This window comes from Streptomyces sp. NPDC088194 (assembly GCF_040702025.1).
Classification (GTDB): domain Bacteria; phylum Actinomycetota; class Actinomycetes; order Streptomycetales; family Streptomycetaceae; genus Actinacidiphila.
The window spans coordinates 76,487-95,838 of record NZ_JBFBIV010000011.1 but is presented as its reverse complement, the minus strand read 5'-3'; the positions used below and the strand labels follow the sequence as shown (position 1 = coordinate 95,838).

The 19,352-nt window shown below is 74.1% G+C and carries 19 protein-coding genes; 10 read left to right on the top strand and 9 right to left on the bottom strand.

Annotated elements, in window-relative coordinates:
* Window positions 1–55: 55 nt before the first annotated feature.
* Window positions 56–1,057, bottom strand: a complete 1,002-nt coding sequence (locus AB0399_RS08580) for a MerR family transcriptional regulator (RefSeq protein WP_366410714.1) — start codon at window positions 1,055–1,057, stop codon at window positions 56–58.
* Between the two features lie 256 nt (window positions 1,058–1,313).
* On the opposite strand from AB0399_RS08580, the gene AB0399_RS08575 reads away from it, so the two are divergent.
* On the top strand, window positions 1,314–2,129 hold the full coding sequence (locus AB0399_RS08575) for an inositol monophosphatase family protein (RefSeq protein WP_366410713.1): 816 nt from the start codon (window positions 1,314–1,316) through the stop codon (window positions 2,127–2,129).
* An 86-nt stretch (window positions 2,130–2,215) separates the two neighbouring features.
* Here the strand turns inward: AB0399_RS08575 and AB0399_RS08570 are convergent, their stop codons facing one another.
* Both AB0399_RS08570 and AB0399_RS08565 read right to left on the bottom strand, forming a co-directional pair.
* Window positions 2,216–4,357 (bottom strand): tetratricopeptide repeat protein, encoded by a 2,142-nt coding sequence (locus AB0399_RS08570; RefSeq protein ID WP_329373667.1) that lies wholly within the window; start codon window positions 4,355–4,357, stop codon window positions 2,216–2,218.
* A gap of 213 nt (window positions 4,358–4,570) precedes the next feature.
* The gene (locus tag AB0399_RS08565) at window positions 4,571–5,617 is read right to left on the bottom strand and encodes an oxygenase MpaB family protein (protein WP_366410712.1); all 1,047 of its coding nucleotides are present in this window, start codon (window positions 5,615–5,617) and stop codon (window positions 4,571–4,573) included.
* 206 nt (window positions 5,618–5,823) lie between these two features.
* On the opposite strand from AB0399_RS08565, the gene AB0399_RS08560 reads away from it, so the two are divergent.
* A complete protein-coding gene (locus AB0399_RS08560) occupies window positions 5,824–7,134 on the top strand; it encodes an LCP family protein (protein WP_366410711.1) in 1,311 nt (436 codons plus the stop codon).
* 31 nt (window positions 7,135–7,165) lie between these two features.
* On the opposite strand, the gene crcB (AB0399_RS08555) is transcribed toward AB0399_RS08560, so the two are convergent.
* The 3 genes from crcB (AB0399_RS08555) to AB0399_RS08545 form a co-directional block, all read right to left on the bottom strand.
* Window positions 7,166–7,540 carry a fluoride efflux transporter CrcB gene (crcB, locus tag AB0399_RS08555; RefSeq protein ID WP_328472379.1) on the bottom strand — a complete coding sequence of 125 codons (375 nt, stop codon included), beginning with the start codon at window positions 7,538–7,540 and terminating at the stop codon, window positions 7,166–7,168.
* On the bottom strand, window positions 7,537–7,986 hold the full coding sequence (gene crcB / locus AB0399_RS08550; RefSeq protein WP_329373669.1) for a fluoride efflux transporter CrcB: 450 nt from the start codon (window positions 7,984–7,986) through the stop codon (window positions 7,537–7,539). Before crcB (AB0399_RS08550) ends, crcB (AB0399_RS08555) begins: the two co-directional genes overlap by 4 nt.
* A gap of 346 nt (window positions 7,987–8,332) precedes the next feature.
* The gene (locus AB0399_RS08545; RefSeq protein ID WP_366410710.1) at window positions 8,333–9,562 is read right to left on the bottom strand and encodes a benzoate/H(+) symporter BenE family transporter; all 1,230 of its coding nucleotides are present in this window, start codon (window positions 9,560–9,562) and stop codon (window positions 8,333–8,335) included.
* A 169-nt stretch (window positions 9,563–9,731) separates the two neighbouring features.
* Between AB0399_RS08545 and AB0399_RS08540 the strand changes: the two genes are divergently transcribed.
* Together AB0399_RS08540 and AB0399_RS08535 are read left to right on the top strand one after the other, a co-directional pair.
* Window positions 9,732–10,370: a helix-turn-helix domain-containing protein gene (locus AB0399_RS08540; protein ID WP_366410709.1), complete on the top strand. Its 639-nt coding sequence runs from the start codon at window positions 9,732–9,734 to the stop codon at window positions 10,368–10,370.
* On the top strand, window positions 10,363–11,358 hold the full coding sequence (locus AB0399_RS08535; protein ID WP_366410708.1) for a GNAT family N-acetyltransferase: 996 nt from the start codon (window positions 10,363–10,365) through the stop codon (window positions 11,356–11,358). The genes AB0399_RS08540 and AB0399_RS08535 overlap by 8 nt, the downstream gene beginning before the upstream one ends.
* 7 nt (window positions 11,359–11,365) lie before the next feature.
* Here AB0399_RS08535 and AB0399_RS08530 read toward each other — a convergent pair whose 3' ends face one another.
* The gene (locus AB0399_RS08530; RefSeq protein ID WP_366410707.1) at window positions 11,366–11,626 is read right to left on the bottom strand and encodes a DUF3817 domain-containing protein; all 261 of its coding nucleotides are present in this window, start codon (window positions 11,624–11,626) and stop codon (window positions 11,366–11,368) included.
* Window positions 11,623–12,090 (bottom strand): DUF2269 family protein, encoded by a 468-nt coding sequence (locus tag AB0399_RS08525; RefSeq protein WP_329373673.1) that lies wholly within the window; start codon window positions 12,088–12,090, stop codon window positions 11,623–11,625. The genes AB0399_RS08530 and AB0399_RS08525 overlap by 4 nt, the downstream gene beginning before the upstream one ends.
* Window positions 12,091–12,494: 404 nt before the next feature.
* On the opposite strand from AB0399_RS08525, the gene AB0399_RS08520 reads away from it, so the two are divergent.
* From AB0399_RS08520 to AB0399_RS08510, 3 genes are all read left to right on the top strand, one after another.
* The gene (locus AB0399_RS08520) at window positions 12,495–13,442 is read left to right on the top strand and encodes a helix-turn-helix domain-containing protein (protein WP_366410706.1); all 948 of its coding nucleotides are present in this window, start codon (window positions 12,495–12,497) and stop codon (window positions 13,440–13,442) included.
* 81 nt (window positions 13,443–13,523) lie between these two features.
* Window positions 13,524–13,760 (top strand): hypothetical protein, encoded by a 237-nt coding sequence (locus AB0399_RS08515; protein ID WP_366410705.1) that lies wholly within the window; start codon window positions 13,524–13,526, stop codon window positions 13,758–13,760.
* A 78-nt stretch (window positions 13,761–13,838) separates the two neighbouring features.
* Complete coding sequence (locus AB0399_RS08510; RefSeq protein WP_366410704.1) at window positions 13,839–14,474, top strand: class I SAM-dependent methyltransferase; 636 nt, start codon at window positions 13,839–13,841, stop codon at window positions 14,472–14,474.
* A gap of 48 nt (window positions 14,475–14,522) precedes the next feature.
* Here the strand turns inward: AB0399_RS08510 and AB0399_RS08505 are convergent, their stop codons facing one another.
* Window positions 14,523–15,020 (bottom strand): signal peptidase II, encoded by a 498-nt coding sequence (locus AB0399_RS08505; RefSeq protein ID WP_328472361.1) that lies wholly within the window; start codon window positions 15,018–15,020, stop codon window positions 14,523–14,525.
* A 300-nt stretch (window positions 15,021–15,320) separates the two neighbouring features.
* Between AB0399_RS08505 and AB0399_RS08500 the strand changes: the two genes are divergently transcribed.
* The 3 genes from AB0399_RS08500 to AB0399_RS08490 form a co-directional block, all read left to right on the top strand.
* The gene (locus AB0399_RS08500) at window positions 15,321–16,223 is read left to right on the top strand and encodes a bifunctional helix-turn-helix transcriptional regulator/GNAT family N-acetyltransferase (protein WP_366410703.1); all 903 of its coding nucleotides are present in this window, start codon (window positions 15,321–15,323) and stop codon (window positions 16,221–16,223) included.
* Window positions 16,224–16,529: 306 nt separating this feature from the next.
* Window positions 16,530–17,876: a glycine betaine/L-proline ABC transporter ATP-binding protein gene (locus tag AB0399_RS08495; protein WP_366410702.1), complete on the top strand. Its 1,347-nt coding sequence runs from the start codon at window positions 16,530–16,532 to the stop codon at window positions 17,874–17,876.
* Window positions 17,869–19,352 (top strand): glycine betaine ABC transporter substrate-binding protein (locus AB0399_RS08490; protein WP_366410701.1); only part of this gene is annotated, 1,484 nt, incomplete at its 3' end. The genes AB0399_RS08495 and AB0399_RS08490, both read left to right, overlap by 8 nt.

The window sequence follows — 19,352 nt, the reverse complement described above, 5'->3', positions numbered from 1 at the left end:
GCGCCACGACGTGACGCGGCATCCGCCGTTCCGGGACCGCGCCGCGGCCACCACGTCATCGCGGTGCCCGGGCGTGCAGGGCGCGGGCTGCCCAGTCGAGCACCGGTCGCAGGCTCTCCGGCGCGGGCCAGCCGTTGATCACCGCGAGCAGCGCGAAGTACCGCTCCCGGCGCGGGTCGTTCATACGCTCCAGCCGGGCCGCCAGTTGCCGCCGCGGATCGGGCCCGGCACCGTCGCCGCTGTCGCCGTCGCCACCCTCGTTGCCGTCCCCGTCCCCATCGCCGTCCCCGTCGCCGCGGTCGAGGAGATGGGCGCAGCGGGTCAGGAGGACCGCGACGATCGGATCGGCCTGCGGAGCGGCCGGATCGGTGCCCGCCGCCACGGCCGGAGCGACCTGGTCACGGACGATCGCGGCCAAACTGCCGTGCAGCATGGGCGGTTCGCCCGGAAGGTGCCCGGCCGCCTCCTCCTCGACCAGCTGCCGCAGATGAGCCCGGAAGCCGGGGTCCTGCGCGAGCTCGGCCAGTTCCACCCACGCCCGGACCTGTTCCGCGTCGGGGTGGTCGGGCAGTTCGGGGGTCATCGAGCGCATGACGCCGGCGAACACCGGGTCGCCTGCCAGGTCGGCGAAGGCGGCACCGAGGAAGTCGCCGACCAGCCGCCGGCGTTCGGTCTCGGAGAGCATGGCCAGCCGGTACATCAGACGGGTCTCCTCAGGGGTCGCGCCGCGCTCCGCCACGGCGGCCAGCACCGCGCGCCGCAGCCGCAGCACCCGGATCTGGACGTCCAGGGCGTCGGCGTGCACCGCGGCGATCTCCGGCAGCGCGAGTTCCCGGTCCACCACCTTCCGGACCGCCGCGAGGTCCAGCCCCAGCTCGCGCAGGGTGCGTACCAGGTCCAGGCGGGCGACGGCGTCGTGGGCGTAGCGGCGGTAGCCGGCCGGGCTGCGGTCCGCGGGCGGCAGCAGGCCGCGGTCGGAGTAGTACCGGACGGTCTTCACCGTGGTCCCGGTGCGCCGGGCCAACTCGCCGATCGAGTAGAGCGTGGGGCCGTTCATGCCCCCATCCTCGGGTCTCCCCCGGCGGGAGACTCAAGCCCGCACCCGCACCCGCACCCGCGCGACGGCCCGATGTCGCGGCCCTCTCCATGCGTTCCACGGCCATCTCCATGTACGGAACACGTAGTGCACGCAGGTAACTCCACCACTGCCAAAGATGCATTTGCCGTCAAGAGCCGTGCTGCCTACCGTCGAAGAGCAGGCGGCGAGGGAACCGATTCCCCGCTCCGACCGGATGCCAACCCAGGGAGAACCCATGTCCGTTGCCCCGTCCACCGACCTCGACCACGCGCTTCTGGACACCGTGACCGCCGCCGTCAGGGCCGCAGGGGCCACCTTGCGCGAGCGCTTCACCGCGGACGCCCGCGGCAGCGGCCTCGATGAGATCGTCGGCGAGATCCACGCCAACGACGCCGCCGTCCTGGACGTGCTCACGCCCCCGCTGCTCGCGGCCCGGCCCGGATCGCGGTGGGCCGAGGACGAGTTGGCCGGTGGGGCGCTGCCGCCGGGCGACTGGTGGGTGGTCGACCCGGCCGAGGGGAACATCAACCACGTGCACGGCATGCCGGACTGGGCGGTCACCGCCACGCTGGTGCGCGACAACCGGCCGGTCCTGACCGCCGTCCACCTGCCGCTGACCGGGGAGACGTACACGGCCGTCGCCGGCCTCGGCGCCCGGCTCGACGGCAGGCCGCTGCGGGTGTCCGCCAAGAACGACCTCGCCGCCGCCCTGACCGGCACCGGCCAGGCGAAGCCGGGCGAGGACGAGCGCACCTTCCGCAGGATCGGCGCGTCGGTCACCGCGATGCTGGTCGCGGGGCTCGTGGTGCGGGTGTCGGTGCCGGCCACCTTGCAGCTCATCCATGTCGCGGCCGGGCGGATGGACGCCTTCTGGCAGTTCTCCGACGTCCGCTCCGGCCTGGTGGCCGGTGCGCTGCTGGTCGCCGAGGCGGGCGGCACCGTCACCGACATCGACGGCGCGCCCTGGAGCCTGACCAGCCGCGACTTCCTGGCCGCGGCCCCCGGCGTGCACGCCGCCACCGCCGAGGTCCTGGCACCGATCACCGCCTGACCGGGGAGGGGAGCCCGCCGGGCGATCGAAGCGCCCGGGCGAAGACAGCCCGCCGGGCGGGTGGAATCCAGCGGGCCACGGACCTGCTAGAGGCGTTCCGGGCCGTCCTCCCGGTGGGTGGCGACGCGCCGGTACAGCGCCTGGGCCTCATCGCTGCGGCCGAGGTGCTCCAGGCAACGGGCCTCGTCGTTGCGGCTGGTGAGGGTGTCGGGGTGGTCGGGCCCCAGCAGCGCCTCGCGCGCGTCGGCGACGTCATGGTAGACGCCCAGGGCGTCACCCCAGCGCCCGAGCCAGCCCAGGCACACCGCGATCTCCCGCTTGCTGACGAGGGTGTCGGCGTGGTCGGCGCCCAGCACGCGCTCCCGGACGGCGGCCACGTCGCGGGCCTCGGCCAGCGCGCGGTCCCACTGGCCGAGCCGGCCGAGGCTGACGCCGAGCGCCTGACGGGCCCGCAACGTCTCCTCGTCGCTGGAGCCGGCGGTGCGGGTGAGGGCGGCGACCAGGTCCTCGTAGAGCACGAGGGCGTCGGAGGTGCGGCCGAGCCGGGTCAGGCAGATGCCGGTCTCGTAGCGGACGGCGAGCGTGGCGGAGTGCTCGGTGCCCAGCACGCGGGCGCGGACCTCGCCGACCTCCCGGTAGACCTCCAGCGCATCCGCCCAGCGGCCCGCCCGGCCGAGCGTGAACCCGACCTCGAAACGGGTGCCGAGCGTCTCGGGGTGCTCGGCGCCCAGCACCCGCGACCGGGCGTCGGCGACCTGGACGGCAGTGGTGTACGCCTCCTGCGTACGGCCCAACTCGGCCAGGTTGTAGGCGAGGTTGTGCTTGCACCGCAGCGTGTCGGGGTGGTCGGGGCCGACGGTGCGCTCGCGGGCGTCGAGCACCGCGGAGAACTCCTGGTGGGCCTCCAGGTGCCGGCCGAGCGCGCCGAGCGCGTACGCCGCTTCGTGCCGCGCGGCGAGCGTGTCGGCGTCGTCGGGCCCGAGCACCCGGCGCCGCACCTCCGCGACATAGGCGTACAGCCGCAACGCCTCCTCGGCCCGGCCGAGTCGGGTCAGGCAGTAGGCCGCTTCGTGCCGGCTGGCCAGGGTGTCGGGGTGCTCGGTGCCCTGGGCGCGGTCGCGGGCGGTGGCGACGGCGGTGTGCAGTTCGTACGACTCCCGCCAGTTGCCGATCCGGCCGAGGTCGTCGGCCTCGGCCTGGCGGGCGGCGAGTTCGGCGAGCGCGGCCGGGTCGGCGGACGCGGTGACGGTGCGGGTGGACCAGGCACCGGTCAGTTCGTGGCGGGCGGGCACGGCGGGCGTACGGGGCCGGGTGGAACGGGCCTGCGGCCCGGTGCTCAGCGTGCGCGCCCAGTCCGGCACGGCGCCGGTCGCGGTCGCCACCTTGTCCCCCGCGCGCATCGCCTTGAGCCGCCCGCCGACGTCGGCGGCGTCCTGCGGGCGGTCCTCGGGGTCCTTGGCGAGCAGGTCGAGGATGAGGAGTTCCAGCTCCACCGGCAGCTCGGGGCGCTCGGCGCGCGGCGGATCGGGAATGTTGTCGCGGTGCCCGACCAGGATCGACCAGGCGTCGCCGAGGTCGAACGGCGGGTGCCCGGTGGCGAGTTCGTACAGCACGCAGCCGAGCGAGTACAGGTCGCTGCGCTGGTCGACGGCGGAGTTGCCGATCTGCTCGGGGGACATGTAGTGCGGGGTGCCCATGGCGACACCGGTGCCGGTGAGGCGGGAGGTGAAGCCGATGTCGTGGCCGAGCCGGGCGATGCCGAAGTCGCAGATCTTCACGGCGCCGTCGGTGAGCCGCATGATGTTGGCCGGTTTCAGGTCCCGGTGCACGACGCCCTGGGCGTGCGTGTAGGCGAGGGCCGCGGCGACCTGTTCGGCGATGTCGGTGATGTCGGGGACCGGCAGCGGGTGCCGGCGGGCGTCGTCGAGGACCTGGAGCAGGTTGCGGCCGTCGAGCAGCTCCATCACCAGGAACAGCACGCCGTCGTGCTCGCCGAAGTCGTGCACGACGGTGATGCCGCGGTGCTGGAGCGCCGCCGCCACCCGCGCCTCGCGCCGGAACCGCTCCTGGAGCACCCGGGTGAACCCCGCGTCGCCGGAATGCCCCATCGGTTTGAGGCACTTGACCGCCACCCGGCGGCCCAGCGACTCGTCCAGCGCGCGCCACACCTCGCCCATGCCGCCGCGGCCGATCAGTTCGTGCAGCCGGTAGCGGCCCTGGATCAGCATGCTGTCGGCGCGGGTGCCCGCGCTGCTTCCCGGGTCGGCGGTGGTGGCGCCGCCCGCGCCCGCGCCGGCGGTCGGTGCCGCGCCGCCGGGTCCGTACGGTCCGTCGTGGTGTCCAGCCTCCATCAGCGCCGTGCCCCCGTGCTCATCGGTGCTCGTGTCGGTGCTTCCCCGCACCCAGTATGGCCGGGCGGGGCGACATAGGGGGACAGCGCATCAGGGCACTTCGGGCTCATTCGGGGGAAGGCGCCGAGCCGAGGGGCGGGTGCCGGGGCCCAGCCGGGCGACCGCCTTGAGGATGTGACCGGGCGGCAACTGCCAGCGCACGGTGGCCGGGATCGCCCGCAGCGCCCGCCCGGCGACCCGCAGCCTGCGGTCCGCGGCGGCCCGCGACGGCGCGGTCCGCCCGTACAACGCGTGGGCGTACGGCGGCAGGGCGGCGAAGGCGGTGCCCGAGACGGCCGGCCACACCGCGAACCGCGCCGGCCGCAGGACGGCGTGCACCGGCGGCGCCTTCAGGAACCGGACCACGTCGAACGCCTCGGGGGTGACGGCCAGTTCGGGGCGGATCTCGGTGAAGTAGCGGGCGAGTTGCGCGGTGTCGGCGGGCACGCCGGCCGGATCGAGGCCCACCAGCCGGGCGGCCTCGCGCTGCTCGTCGACGTAGGCGTCCGCGTGGGCTTCGGTGAGCGGGAACCCGGAGCGGCGCGCGACGTTCAGATACGAGTCGATCTCGGCGCAGTGCACCCACAGCAGCAGTTCGGGGTCGTCGATGCCGAACCGCTCGCCCGTGCCGGGGTCGATCGCCGTCAGCCTGCGGTGGATGCCGCGGATACGGGCCCCGGCCTGCTCCGCGGCGGGCGTGGTCCCGTAGGTGATCCGGCCGACGAAGGACGCGGTGCGCAGCAGGCGGCCCCACGCATCGCGCCGGAAGTCGGAGTTCTGCGCGACACCGCGCACCGCGCGCGGGTGCAGCGCCTGGAGGTACAGCGCGCGGATGCCGGCGATCCACATGATCGGGTCGCCGTGCAACTGCCAGGTCACGGAGTCGGGGCCGAACAGTCCGGGGTCCTGGTCGGGATCAGGGTCGGGGACCGCGGTGGCGGCGTCGGGGAGCGTGGTTCCGGGCGCGGGGCTGTCGGGCGCGGGGTCGTGGGACGCGGTGGCGGGGTCCGGGTCCGGGTCAACGCCCGCGTCCCCGGCGGAACGCGCCGGCGGGACGGCGCTCAGGGCCGCGTCCGGGCCCGGGTCCGTGTCGCGCATGGCCGCCTCCGTACCGTCTCGCCGTCTCGTCCCGTGCCGTCCACCGTAATCGGCCCGGGCGGGCGGGCGAAGGGCGCGTCGGGCGGGCGCGACACCCCCGCCGGTACGGAGCGCGGTTTCCCGTGCACCGTGGGTGATACTGCAACTGCGCTGGTGGCGGCGGGCCGACCGGTGCGCGGGCGACGGACGCGAGGACGTGCACAACCATGGCCGAGGGGCAGCAGCAGCGCGGGACGTCCGGCGGTCCGTGGCGGCGGCCGGCGCGCGGCGAGACCGTGTGGCCGGCGCGCCCGCCCCTCCCGGCCGCCGTCCGGCGCCGCTACTGGCTGCTGCGCGGACTGACCTTCGGCCTGTCGCTGGCGGTGCTGGTGGCGGCGGGCGCGGGCACGCTGGTCTACCTGCGGCTGAACGGCAACATCCGGGACATGCCGCTGTTCGGCGGCATCGGCGGGAACGCGGGCCACGAGCGCCCGGACGCCTTCGGCCGTACGCCGGTGAACGTCCTGGTGATCGGCTCCGACACCCGCGCGGACCCGGCGGACTGCAAGCTCGGCGGCGACTGCGGCCCGGGCCGCAACGCGGACGTGGCGATGGTGCTGCACCTGTCCGCCGACCGCTCCCACGCCACGGTGCTGAGCATCCCCCGCGACACCGTCACCGACCTGCCGGCCTGCCGTGCCCCGAAGGGCGGGACCGCCGCCGCGCACCGCGGCCCGGTCAACTCCTCGCTCCAGTACGGTCCCGGCTGCACCGTCGCGGCCGTGCACGCCCTGACCGGCATCCCCATCGACCACTTCGTGATGGCCGATTTCGCGGGCGTGGTGCGGATGTCCGACGCGGTCGGCGGGGTGCCGGTCTGCGTGGACCGCGACATGTACGACCCCTACTCGCATCTGAGGCTGGCCCGCGGCCGGCACGATTTGCGCGGCCAGGCCGCGCTGGAGTTCCTGCGCACCCGGCACGCGTTCGGCGACGGCAGCGACCTGGGGCGTACGTCCGCGCAGCACCTCTTCCTGAGCGCGCTGGGCACGCGGCTGCGGCGCAGCGGCTCGCTCACCGACCCGGCCGGGATGCTGTCGCTGGCCGACACGGCCACCAAGTCCCTCACCGTCGACCCCGGTCTGGCCGCCGTCCCCAAGCTGATCGGGCTCGCGGACGACGTGCGCAAGGTCCCCTCCGCCCGGGTCGACTACGCCACGATGCCGACGGTTCCCGACCCGGACGACGGCGCCCACGTGGTCCCGGCGGCCGCCGCCCGGGGCGTCTTCGCCGCGATCGCGGACGACACGCCGCCGCGCAAGGCCAGGGCCCAGGGGTCCGCCCGCGTCGACGAGTCCTTCGACGGACCCGACGGCTCCGCCACGCCTGCCGCCGGCCGGTCGGCCCGGGCGAAACGGTCCTCCGGCCCGGCCTGCGTGAAGGTCGCCACCGCCGCCACGGTCTCCGTGCACGGCACCGCGATGAACCCCACCGCGGCCTACGCCGCCACCCCGCACGTCCCGGTGTCGGCGCGCTGACCGCGCCGCGGCCGTGGACCCGCCGGCGGGGTCAGCCCCAGAACGCCTGGGCGAGCGCGGTGCCGGTGAACGCGGCGCCCAGTCCCGCGGTGAGGCTGCCGACGACGTTCGCGGCCGCGTAGAAACGGGCCCGGTTCTCCACCAGCCGCAACGTCTCGTAGGAGAAGGTCGAGTAGGTGGTGAGGGCGCCGCAGAACCCGGTGCCGAGCAGGAGTTGCAGATGCGGGGAGGCGGCGCCCTCGGCCGCGGCCCCGCCGACCAGGCCGAGCACCGCGCAGCCGCTGACGTTCACCGCGAAGGTGCCCCACGGGAAGGCGGTGTCGTGCTTGGCCTGCACGGCGCGGTCGGTGAGGTAGCGCAACGGGGCGCCCACCATGGCGCCGAGGACGACGAGCAGCCAGTTCACCGGACCTCCCGGCCCGTCGCCGCCGCCACGACCCGCCGGGTCGCCTGCGCGCCCGCCCACACCGCGACCAGCGCGGCCGCCACGGTCAGCGCCAAGTAGCCCAGCGCGGGGCGCGGATGGCCGTGGTCGACCAGGCCGCGTACGTCGGTCGCGTAGGTGGAGAAGGTGGTGAAGCCGCCCAGCACTCCGGTGCCGAAGAACGGCCGGACCAGGTGGTGCGCGGTCCACACGTCGGTGATCAGCACCATGAACACGCCGATGACCGCGCAGCCCACGACGTTGACGCCGAGCGTCGTCCACGGAAAGGCGTCGGTCGCGGTCGGCCACAGCCGCGCGGCGCCGTAGCGGGCGCACGCGCCGATCGCACCGCCGACCGCGATCACGGCGATGACCACCGCCGGATGCCTGCTCAGTTCGGTGCGCTGGTCCGGGACATGCAGGTCGATGTCGGGGTCGACCGGCTCCTCGAAGAGGGGCGGGCGCGGGTCTGCCACGTGAGTCTCCTACTCGCATCGGTACGGCGCACATGCCCGCGCCTCTCGGCGCGATGCGGGTGTGCGCGTCGCAAGCAGGGACCGTTGGCGGCATCCTCACCGCGGTTCGGGTACGGCGGGCCCCACCGCCGCGCGGCCCCCCACGGGGTGCCGCACCGCCATCTTACGGTTTTCGGCTACGCGCCGCTGCGGCCGAGGGCCGAACCCGGCGTCAGCCCGGTGACCTGCTGGTCGCGCGCTCCCCCAGTGCTTCGCCTGGGAGGTACCCCCCATCCAGCCACCACCGGGAGGTGGTCCCTCAACCGGCGGGACGGGGCACCCGGGAGGGTCCGGTCAGCCGGGCGACGAGCATCGTGAAGACCCCGGCGAGCAACCCCCAGAAGGCGGAGCCGATACCGAGCAGGGTGACCCCGGAAGCGGTCGCGAGGAAAGTGACGACCGCGGCTTCACGATCACCCTCGGCGGTCAGCGCACCGTGCAGGGAACTCCCGATGGTGCCGAGCAGCCCCACCCCCGCGGTGCCGAGCACCAGCGCCTGCGGCATCGCGGTCAGCAGCGTCCCGATGGTCCCGCCGAACAGCGCGACGCACAGGTAGAACACGCCCGCCCAGACCGCGGCGAGGAAGCGCCGGTCCCGGTCGGGGTGGGCGTCGGGGCCGGTGCAGATCGCCGCGGAGATCGCCGCCAGGTTGATCGCGAAGGCACCGAAGGGAGCGAGGACCGCGCCCGCCGCGCCGGTCCAGCCGATCAGCGGGGAGACCGGGACGTCGTATCCGTCGCCCCGCAGGACCGCGACGCCGGGCAGGTTCTGCGAGGCCATGGTCACCACGTACAGCGGCAGGCCCGCGCCGATCAGGGTGTGCCAGTCGAACTGGGGGGCGGTGAAGACGGGCACCGCGGGGGTGAGCCGGATGTGGCCGGCCGCGCCGCCCCAGTCACCGGCCGCGGTGGTCGCCGCGATGCCGACGAGGAGGGCGGCGAGCACGGCGTACCGCGGACGTATGCGCCGGACGAGCAGGTAGGCCGCGAACATCGGGAAGGTGATGCCGAAGTGGCCGTGCATGGTGCGGAAGAGCCCGGTGCCGAACTCCAGCAGCACCCCGGCCAGCAGCGCCGACGCGAGCGACACCGGGATCGACGCCATCGCCCGGGCGAACCAGCCGGTCACCCCGCTGACCAGGATGAGCACGGACGAGAGCAGGAACGCGCCGACCGCCTGCCCCATCGACGCGCCGGCGAGCCCGGTGGCCAGCAGCGCCGCGCCCGGCGTCGACCAGGCGGTGACCACCGGCGCCCGGTAGCGCAGCGAGAGGCCGATGCAGGTGGCGCCGAGGCCGACCCCCAACGCGAGCATCCAGGAGGCGAGTTCGGCCGAGTCGGCGCCCGCTGCCCGGGCCGCGGCGAGCACGATCGCGGCCGAGCTGGTGGTGCCGACCAGCACCGTGACCAGGCCGGCCGTGACCGCGGACGGGGGCGCGGCCGCGCGTATGTGGGCCGCGGCGGTACGGCGGGGCGCTGAGGTGGTCATCGGTTGCTTCCCGGGGAGGTCGGACGGAACGCACGGGGGCTCGGGCGCGGGGCGAGGCGAGGTGGGGACTCGTTCCATGTATGGAACGTTCCGTATGTGGAACGCTAGAGTTAGCGGAGCGCGCCCGTCAATCGTCTGCGGCCGCGGACCGGCGTCCCCGGGAAGGTCGATGGAGCTGAACGAGCAGGTGGGGCGGCGTTTGCGGGCCCTGCGCGAGGAGCGGCGGCTGTCGCTGTCCGAACTCGCCCGGCGCTCGGGCGTCGGCAAGGCGACGCTGTCCGAACTGGAGGGCGGCCGGCGCAACCCCACCCTGGAGACGCTGTACGCGCTGACCACCGCGCTCGGCACACCGCTCAGTTCGGTGCTCGCCGATCCGCTCAGCTCCCTGCTGCCCCCCGGCGGGGCCCGCGCCCACGCCAGCGGCGAGGCCGTCACCGCGCTGCTCACCGAGCGGCACGAGAGCCCGGTCGCCATCACCGACGTGTTCCGTATCCACATACGCGCCGGCGCGGTCCAACGGTCGGACCCCCATCTGCCGGGCACCCGGGAGCATCTCTACGTGCTCAGCGGCACCGCCGTCGTCGGCGAGCCCGCCGCACCCGTCACCGCCGGCCCCGGCGGGTACGCGCACTGGCGGGCCGACCGCGCGCACCTCTACAGCGCGCCGCACGGCGACGTCGAAGCGGTGCTCTTCGTCCGCTACGCGCTCGCGGGCACCTCGGCCGCCCCAACCGGTCATCCGCCGGCCGATCAGCCCCCGGCCGATCCCCCGGCCCCGCACGACGGAGGCGGAAGCGCCCATGCCTGAGACCCCCGACGCCCATCCGGCCCCGTCCCCGCTGTCCGCAGCGTCCCCGCCGGCTCCGCCGCTTCCCGCGCCGTACCGCGCCCGGCCGGCCACGCTCGCCGACGCCGGCGCGATCCACCGGCTCGTCGCCGCCTGCGAGCACGACCTGCTCGGCAGCGTGGAGACCGGCGCCGACGCCGTCACCGCGCGCCTGACGCTGCCCGATCTGGACCCGGCGCTCGACACGCTGCTCGTGCACGCGCCGGGACCGGGTCCGCGCCCCGGCGCCGAGCCGGAACTCGTCGGCCGGGTGTGGGTGCACGGCGGCCGCCGCAGCGAGGTGGACGTCCATCCCGCCCACCGCGGGCGGGGGTTGGGCGGTCTGCTGCTCGACTGGGCCGAGGCGCGGGCCCGGCTGATGGGCGGGGTGCGGCTCGCGCAGCCGGCCGAGGACTGCGACGCGGCGGCCGTCGCGCTGCTGCTCTCGCGCGGGTACGCGCCGTTCGTGACGCAGTGGCTGCTGGGCATCGCGGTGCCCGACGAGCCCGAGGTGCCCGAACCGCCCGCGGGCGTGACCGTACGGCCGTTCCGCCCGGGTGACGAGCACGCGGCGCACCGGCTCGTCGAGGACGCCTTCGGCCAGTGGCAGAAGCGCCGGCTGCCGTACGACGAGTGGGCCCGACTCACCGTCGAGCAGGCCGCGTTCGCACCCGCGATGTCGCCCGTGGCGTTCGCCGGCGGCGAGATGGTCGGCGCGCTGGTGGCCCTCGACGTGCCGGGCTCGGCCGAGGGCTACGTCGACCGGCTCGCGGTGCGCGCCGACCACCGCGGCCGCGGCATCGCCGGGGTGCTGCTGCGGGAGACCTTCCGCGCCTTCCACCGGCGCGGCCGAATCGGCTGCACCCTGTGGACCCACTCCGCGACCGGCGCGCTGACCCTCTACGAGCACCTCGGCATGAGCGTGCGCCGCAGTTCCTCGGTCTACGCCAAGGCCCTCGAACCCGGCTGACGCCGCGTCACCCCGCGGCGTGCGCGAGCCGCCGCAGTGCGAGCAGGCCGCCGACGCCGGGCACGAACGCGACGGCCCTGGTCGTGCCGCCGGCCGCCCGCAGGCGCCAGGTCGTGACCACCACGAACAGGTACGCGCAGCCGTGGGTGGGACCGACCAGCGAGGAGACCGGCTGGAGGTGGGCGGTGGCGAGGTTCGCCAACAGGACCGCCAGCGAGACCAGTTCGACGTGCGCGGCGATGCGCAGGGACCGTGGACGCATCCTCATGCCCCCGTCGTGGAACCGGGGCGGACGATCATCAGCACGGTGACCGTGGCCCACAGCAGGTTGAACACGCCGGTGAGCGAGGCGAGTCGGCCGGCGACCCGGGTGACCGGGCCGGGTTCGGCGTCCTCGGCGGCATCGAGCGCGCGGTCCTGGGCGGGCAGGATCAGCAGCGCCAGGACCGCGGCGGCCGCCGCCGTCAGCAGGATCGACGCGATCAGCCAACCTGTCCCCAGGACGCCCAGGCTGCCGGCGGTGGCGAAGCCGAGGACGGGGACGGCGACGCCGATCGCGGCGTACACGCGGCAGATGCGGTGCAGCATCCGCAGGGTCGTCACGGCCTGGTCGTCGCGCGGTTCGCCGTGGGCGGCCCGCAGCGCGCGGGGGAACATGCTCGCGGCGACGGTGACCGGCCCGATGCACAGCAGCGCCGCCAGGACGTGCAGGGAGAGGAAGACCTTCGTCACGGCCGGCGTCCCATGCTCCCGGCGGCCGTGGCCGTGGCCGTGGTCGTGGTCGTGGCCGTGGTCGTGGCCGTGGCCGTGGTCGTGGCCGTGGCCGCGCGAGGGCATCCGGCGGCTGAGCCGTCGGTCAGGGCGAGGGAGCCCGCGGGGGGCGGCAGGTCGATCTGGACGTGCATGGAACTTCCTTCAGGAGCAGGTGCTTCGGGATCAAGTGGCCGGCCGGCGCCGGTTCGCCTCCGACGCTAGGGGCCGCCCGGCCGCCACCCCAGTGGCACGAACGCCACCTTTCAACGGAAAATCGCCAACGGCCGTGCGAGAGGCGGGAAGACCGGCTGAACTGCACTCCTGCTCCGCTCCGGGAGCGGGGTCCCGGATCGGACTGCCCGGCGGGGAGGTACCTTCTGGACATGCACACCGTCGCCGTACTCGCGCTGGACCAGGTGATCCCCTTCGACCTGTCCACGCCGCTGGAGGTGTTCGCCCGTACCCGGCTGCCCGACGGGCGTACGGCCTACCAGGTACGCGTCTGCGCCGAGCGGCCCCAGGTCGACGCCGGCACCTTCACCCTGACCGCGCCCTGGGCCCTGGACGCGCTGGCCGCCGCCGACACGATCATCGTGCCCGGCACCGCCGACCCCGCGGCGCCGATCAGCCCCGCCGTCCGCGACGCCCTGCGCGCCGCCGCGAAGAACGGCACCCGGATCGCCTCCCTCTGCACCGGCGCCTTCCCGCTCGCCGCGACCGGCCTGCTGGACGGCCTGCGCGCGACCACGCACTGGGTCGCCGCCGATCTGCTGGCCGCCACCCACCCGCAGATCGAGGTGGACCCCGACGTCCTCTACGTCGACAACGGGCAGATCCTCACCTCGGCGGGCGCGGCCGCCGGCCTGGACCTGTGCCTGCACATGATCCGCTCCGACTACGGTTCCGCCGTCGCCGCCGACGCCGCGCGGCTGTCCGTGGTGCCGCTCGAACGCGAGGGCGGTCAGGCGCAGTTCATCGTGTACCCGCACACGCCCACGCCGCAGGGCTCCGCGCTCGAACCGCTGCTCGGCTGGCTCCAGGAGGACCTGGGGCGCGAGCTGACCCTCGCCGACATCGCCGCGCGGGCCGGCCTGAGCACCCGCACCCTGATCCGGCGGTTCCGCGACCAGACCGGCGTCACCCCGCTCCAGTGGCTCCACCGGGCCCGGGTCCGGCAGGCCCAGCACCTGCTGGAGACCACCGCGCACTCCGTCGAACGCATCGGCGCCCAGGTCGGGTTCGGGTCGCCCACCGCCTTCCGCGACCGCTTCAAGCGCACGACCGGCGTCAGCCCCCAGGCGTACCGCCGCGCCTTCGGCCCGCTGCCCTGACCGCCCGGCGCGCACGCGGTCGGCCCCGGGTCGTTACCGGGTCGACATGCACACGTGGCGCCGCATGGGCAGGCTGGGGGCATGGACGAGGAACGCGGAACTCAGGTCATCGTGGAACCGCCGGCCCCCGCCGGCCGCCGGATACGGGTCGGCCGGGAGACGCTCGGACTCGCCCGCAGCCCCGGTGACCTGCTGGAGTTCCTTCGCCGCGCGGGCCTCGACCCGGACGCGGTCAGCCTCGACGACCCCGAGCTGTTCGTGTGGCACGGCGGCGGCCCGGACGTCTGGACCGCCCCGGACGGCGCCTCGAACGGCTGACGGCTCCCCGATCCCGTCGTGGAACGACCCGCGCCGAGCGCCTTTTCCGGCCCCCGCCGCGCGATCTACGCTGTGCCGATGATCGATGCGCGGCAGATGCCGACCACCGCGGGCTACGCCGAAGCCGCCGAGACGCTCGCCGGGCAGTACGAGAGCGTGTCCTTCGCCGACGTCCATCGCGACACGCTGCACCTGCTGCCGACCCGGCCGGCCGCGGTCCTGGACATCGGCGCGGGCAGCGGACGCGACGCCGCCGCGCTGGCCGCGCTGGGGCACCGGGTCGTCGCCGTCGAACCGACCGCGGAACTGCGCGCCCTGGGCCGGAAGATCCATGCCGACCAGGACATCGAGTGGGTCGACGACGCGCTGCCCGGCCTCCCGGCGCTGCGCGGGCGCGGCGACGGACCCGAGCGGCGCTTCGAGCTGATCCTGCTGACCGCGGTGTGGATGCATCTCGACGCGGGCCAGCGGACGGCGGCGATGGGAGCGCTCGCCGACCTGCTCGCCGCCGAGGGGCAGGTCGTGCTGTCGCTGCGGCACGGCCCGGTCCCGGCGGGCCGGCGCATGTTCGACGTCTCGGCGGACGAGACGGTCCGGCTCGGCCGCGACCACGGTCTGCGCCGGGTCCACCGCAGCGAGCGGCCGGACCCGCACGGCCGCCCCGGGGTGTCGTGGAGTCACCTGGTCCTGCGCCGCGGAGCGGCCGGCGGGTGATCCGGCCCGAACCGGCCCCGGTCCAGGGCCGGTTCGGCGGGACGAGGGTCAGTGCGCCGGGCCGGGCGCCCGCATCGGGACCCCGCGGAAGGTCTGCACCAGGATCGTCAGCGCGCCGAAGGTCACGCACTGGTCGGCGAGGTTGAAGATCCCGGAGTGACCGATCTGGATGAAGTCCAGCACGGCGCCGCGGCCGAACCCGGGGTGGCGGAAGAGCCGGTCGGCGAGGTTGCCGCCGGCGCCGGCGAAGAGCAGCCCGAGCCCGACCGCCCAGCCGACCGAGCGCACGGACGAGGACGCCCAGGTGATGAAGGAGAGCACGCCGACGGCCAGCACCGTGAAGACGAGGGTGGCGTGCGGGGCGAAGGACCCGGCCGCGCCGGAGTTGCGGAAGGCGGTGAAGGTCACGCCGCCGCCCAGCGCGTGCACCGGCTGCTTGCCCTCCACGGCCACCGCGGCGACGGCCTTCGTCACCTGGTCCACCGCGAGCCCGGCCGCGGCCGTGATCCACAGCGCCCGCCGCGGCCTCCCCATGCTGCCCGCCATCGGCCGCCTCCCCGTCCTCCCGCGTCCATGCCCATGCAATGGCTGAACGTTCACCTTTCCCGCAGCCTACGCCCGACCGCCCGCCACCCCGCCGGGCGCCCGAGCCCGACCCGATCCCGACCCGATCCCGAGCCAATTCCCGCCACCGTGCCCGACCCGATTCCCGCCACCGCGTCCGACCCGGCGCCCGTATCCCGCGCCCGACCCGGCGCCCGTATCCCGCACCCGATCCCCACCCGCACCCACACCCGCCCCGTCCGCCCCTGTCCCGACACCCGATTCTCTGACTAGAGTCAGAGAATGGATACGGCGCAGATCGACCAGGTGCGACGGTTCAACCGCACCGTCACCGAACGCGTGGGCGTGCTCCACGACCGCTACCTCGGCCGCGACCGGCCCGTGGGCGAGGCCCGGCTGCTGTGGCAGATCGGCGAGCAGGGCCAGGACGTACGCCGGCTGCGGGACCGGCTCGGGCTCGACTCCGGGTACGTCAGCAGGCTGCTGCGCGCCCTGGAGGCCGACGGCCTGGTGACCGTGGAGCCGGCACCCGGCGACCGGCGGGTGCGGACCGTACGGCTCACCGACGCGGGCCGGGCCGAGCGTGCCGCGCTCGACGACCGCAGCGACGAGCTGGCCGGCTCCCTCCTGGCGCCGCTCAACCCCGCGCAGCGGGCCCGGCTGACCGCGGCGATGGCCGACGTCGAGCGGCTGCTGACCGCCGCGACCGTCACCCTGGAGCCCGTCGAGCCGGGGCACCCCGACGCCGAGCACTGCCTGCGGGCGTACTTCGCGGAGATGGACGAGCGCTTCGAGGGCGGCTTCGACCCCGCGGCGAGCCTGCTGCCCGACGCGGGCGACCTGCGCCCGCCGCGCGGCGTCTTCCTGATCGCCCGGCTGTACGGCGAGCCGGTCGGCTGCGCCGGCCTGAAGCTGCCGGCCGGCGCCCCCGCCGAGATCAAGCGCATGTGGGTCGCGCCGGACGCCCGCCGACTCGGCCTCGGCCGCAGGTTCCTCGCCGAACTGGAGGCCCGGGCCGCCGCCGACGGCCGCACCGCGCTGCGGCTGGACACCAACAGGACCCTCGACGCGGCGATCAGGCTCTACCACTCCTGCGGCTTCCAGGAGGTGCCCGCGTTCAACGACGAGCCCTACGCCCACCACTGGTTCGAGAAGCGGATCACAGCGACCCCACAGAATCGTTAACACTGAGTCAAGATCGGGTCAACAGTTCCCACCCTGCGGATCGATGTCATAAGGGGCACGATCCGGTCACGATAAACGGCCACTTATATACGTACACAATCAGACAAACGGGACGGTCTTCGACGATCTTGTTTGCGCTGCGTAGGGCACGGGGTAGGCGGCGACCCGAACCCGGAGGTCCGTCTCCTGGCGGCGGTTGCCGCTGCCAGGACACTCGGGTCGCTGCCGGATAGCTTCGATGTGAACTCATTGGCCGGTATGCGACGGCCTCTGGTTCCGTCCTGTCCCCTGCCCCGAAAGGCAAACGTGTCACAGCTCGTCATCGAGCACGTATTCAAGGTCTTCGGCCGCAAGCCGAAGGAAGGCATTCGTCGGCTTCAGGAGGGGGCCGACCGTGCGGAACTGAGAGAGGAGGGGACGACCGCGGCGGTGATCGACGCCTCCTTCGACGTGGAGCAGGGCGAGATCTTCGTCGTCATGGGTCTGTCCGGCTCGGGCAAGTCCACGCTGCTGCGCATGCTGAACGGTCTGCTGGAGCCCACCTCGGGCAGGGTGCTGTTCGACGGCCAGGACCTCACGGGCCTGTCCGCGAAGGCCCTGCGCGACCTGCGCTCCCGCAAGATCAGCATGGTCTTCCAGCACTTCGCGCTCTTCCCGCACCGCAGCGTCCTGGAGAACGCCGCCTACGGCCTGGAGGTCCAGGGCCGGCCGGCCAAGGAGCGCGAGGAGAAGGCGGCCGAGGCGCTGTCGATGGTCGGCCTGGACGGCTGGGAGAAGTCCTGGCCGGACGAGCTGTCCGGCGGCATGCAGCAGCGGGTCGGCCTGGCCCGCGCGCTCGCCACCGACGCCGACCTGCTGCTGATGGACGAGTCCTTCTCCGCGCTGGACCCGCTGATCCGCCGCGACATGCAGGACCAGCTGCTGGAGCTCCAGCAGCGGCTGCGCAAGACGATCGTCTTCATCACCCACGACCTCAACGAGGCGATGCGGCTCGGCGACCGGATCGCGGTGATGCGCGACGGCCGGATCGTCCAGATCGGCACCGCGGAGGACATCCTCACCGACCCGGCCAACGACTACGTGGCCAGCTTCGTGCAGGACGTCGACCGTTCCCGGGTGCTGACCGCGGCCTCGATCATGGAGGAGCCGCGGGTGATGGTGAGCCCCAACGACGGCCCGCGCGCCGCCATGCGCGCGCTGCGCACCGACCAGGCGTCCGCCGCCTTCGTCGTCGAACGCGGCCGCAAGCTGGTCGGCACCGTCACCGAGGTGCGTGTCACCGAGGCGCTGCGCAAGGCCGAGGGCACCATGCGCGACCTGATGGACACCGACTGCGTCACCACGCACGCGGACGCGCCGCTGTCCGAACTGCTCACCCCCGCCTCGCAGTCGAAGCTGCCGCTCGCGGTGCTCGACGACAACGGCCGGCTGACCGGCGTCATCCCCCGGGTGACGCTGCTCGCCGCGCTCGGCGAGGGCCTGGAGGACACCGGCAGCCACCGCCTGCCCGACTTCCCGACGCTGGACGACGCCGTCCCGAGCGGCGGCGATCCAGGCGGACCCGGTGGACCGGGCGGTCCGGGTGGTTTTGACGGCCCGGGCGGTCCTGACGGCGGCGGCGACGCCGAGGGCAAGGAGGCGACCCGTGCCTAGGCTCCACTTCGGCGACTGGGCCGAGGACGTCGTCCACTGGCTCACCCACCACCTGTCCTGGCTCTTCAACTTCATCAGCCATGTCGTCAACGGCATGTACAACGGCGTGGAGTGGGCGCTCGGCGGCCCGTCGCCGCTGCTGATGGCCGCGATCCTCGCGGTGCTCGCGCTGTGGATGCGCGGGCTGACCGCGGGCGTCCTGGCGTTCGTCGGCTTCGCGCTCATCGACTCCGTCGCCCAGTGGGACGAGGCGATGGAATCGCTGTCCCTGGTGGTCGTCTCGGCGGTGGTCGCGCTGGCGCTCGCGGTGCCGCTGGGCATCTGGGCCGCCCGGCGCCGCACGGCGAGCGTGCTGATCCGGCCGGTGCTGGACGTCATGCAGACGCTGCCGGCGTTCGTCTACCTGATCCCGGCGATCATCTTCTTCAGCCTCGGCACGGTGCCCGCCGTCATCGCCACCATCGTCTTCGCGATGCCGGTCGGCGTGCGCATGACCGAGCTGGGCATCCGGCAGGTCGACCCGGAACTGGTCGAGGCCGCGGAGGCGTTCGGCACACCGCCGTCCCGCACCCTGCTGCGGGTGCAGTTGCCGCTGGCGCTGCCGACCATCATGGCCGGCGTCAACCAGGTCATCATGCTGGCGCTGTCCATGGTCGTCATCGGCGGCATGGTCGGCGCGGACGGCCTCGGCTCGACCGTCTTCGGCGCGATCAGCCAGGTGAACATCGGCCTCGGCTTCGAGGGCGGCATATCCGTGGTGGTGCTCGCCATCTACCTGGACCGGATCACCGGCGCCCTCGGCGACCAGGTGTCGCCGCTGGGCCGCCGCGCCCTGGCGCGCGCCCGCAGCGCCACCCAGGGCTTCTCGGTGCTGCGCTACCGGCCGCGCCCGGCCGTCGGCCTGTCCGCGGTGGTCATCCTCGCGCTGGTCGCGGGCGGCATCGGGGTGTTCTCGGACAACGGCGGCAGCTCGACTCCGACCGCGTCCACGAACGTCGGCAAGGGACAGTCGGTCAAGATCGGCTCCTTCAACTGGGACGAGTCGATCGCCTCGGCGAACCTCTGGAAGGAAGTCCTCGACGAGCGCGGCTACAAGGCGCAGGTCAACACCTACGACCCCGGCGCCGCCTTCACCGGACTGGCCAGCGGCAACTTCGACTACCTCACCGACGCCTGGCTGCCCACCACGCACGCCTCGTACATGAAGCAGTACGGCAGCAGCTACACCGACCTCGGCAAGTGGTACGACCAGACCTCCCTGGAGGTCTCGGTCCCGTCCTACGTCAAGGGCGTCAAGACCATGGCCGACCTCAAGGGCAAGTCGGCCGAGTTCGGCGGCAAGATCATCGGCATCGAGCCCGGCGCCGGCGAGATGAAACTGCTCAGCTCCAAGGTCCTCCCCGGCTACGGGCTCGACAAGGAGTACAAGCTCGTCGCCAGCTCCACCGCCGGCATGCTCGCCGAACTCCAGCGCGA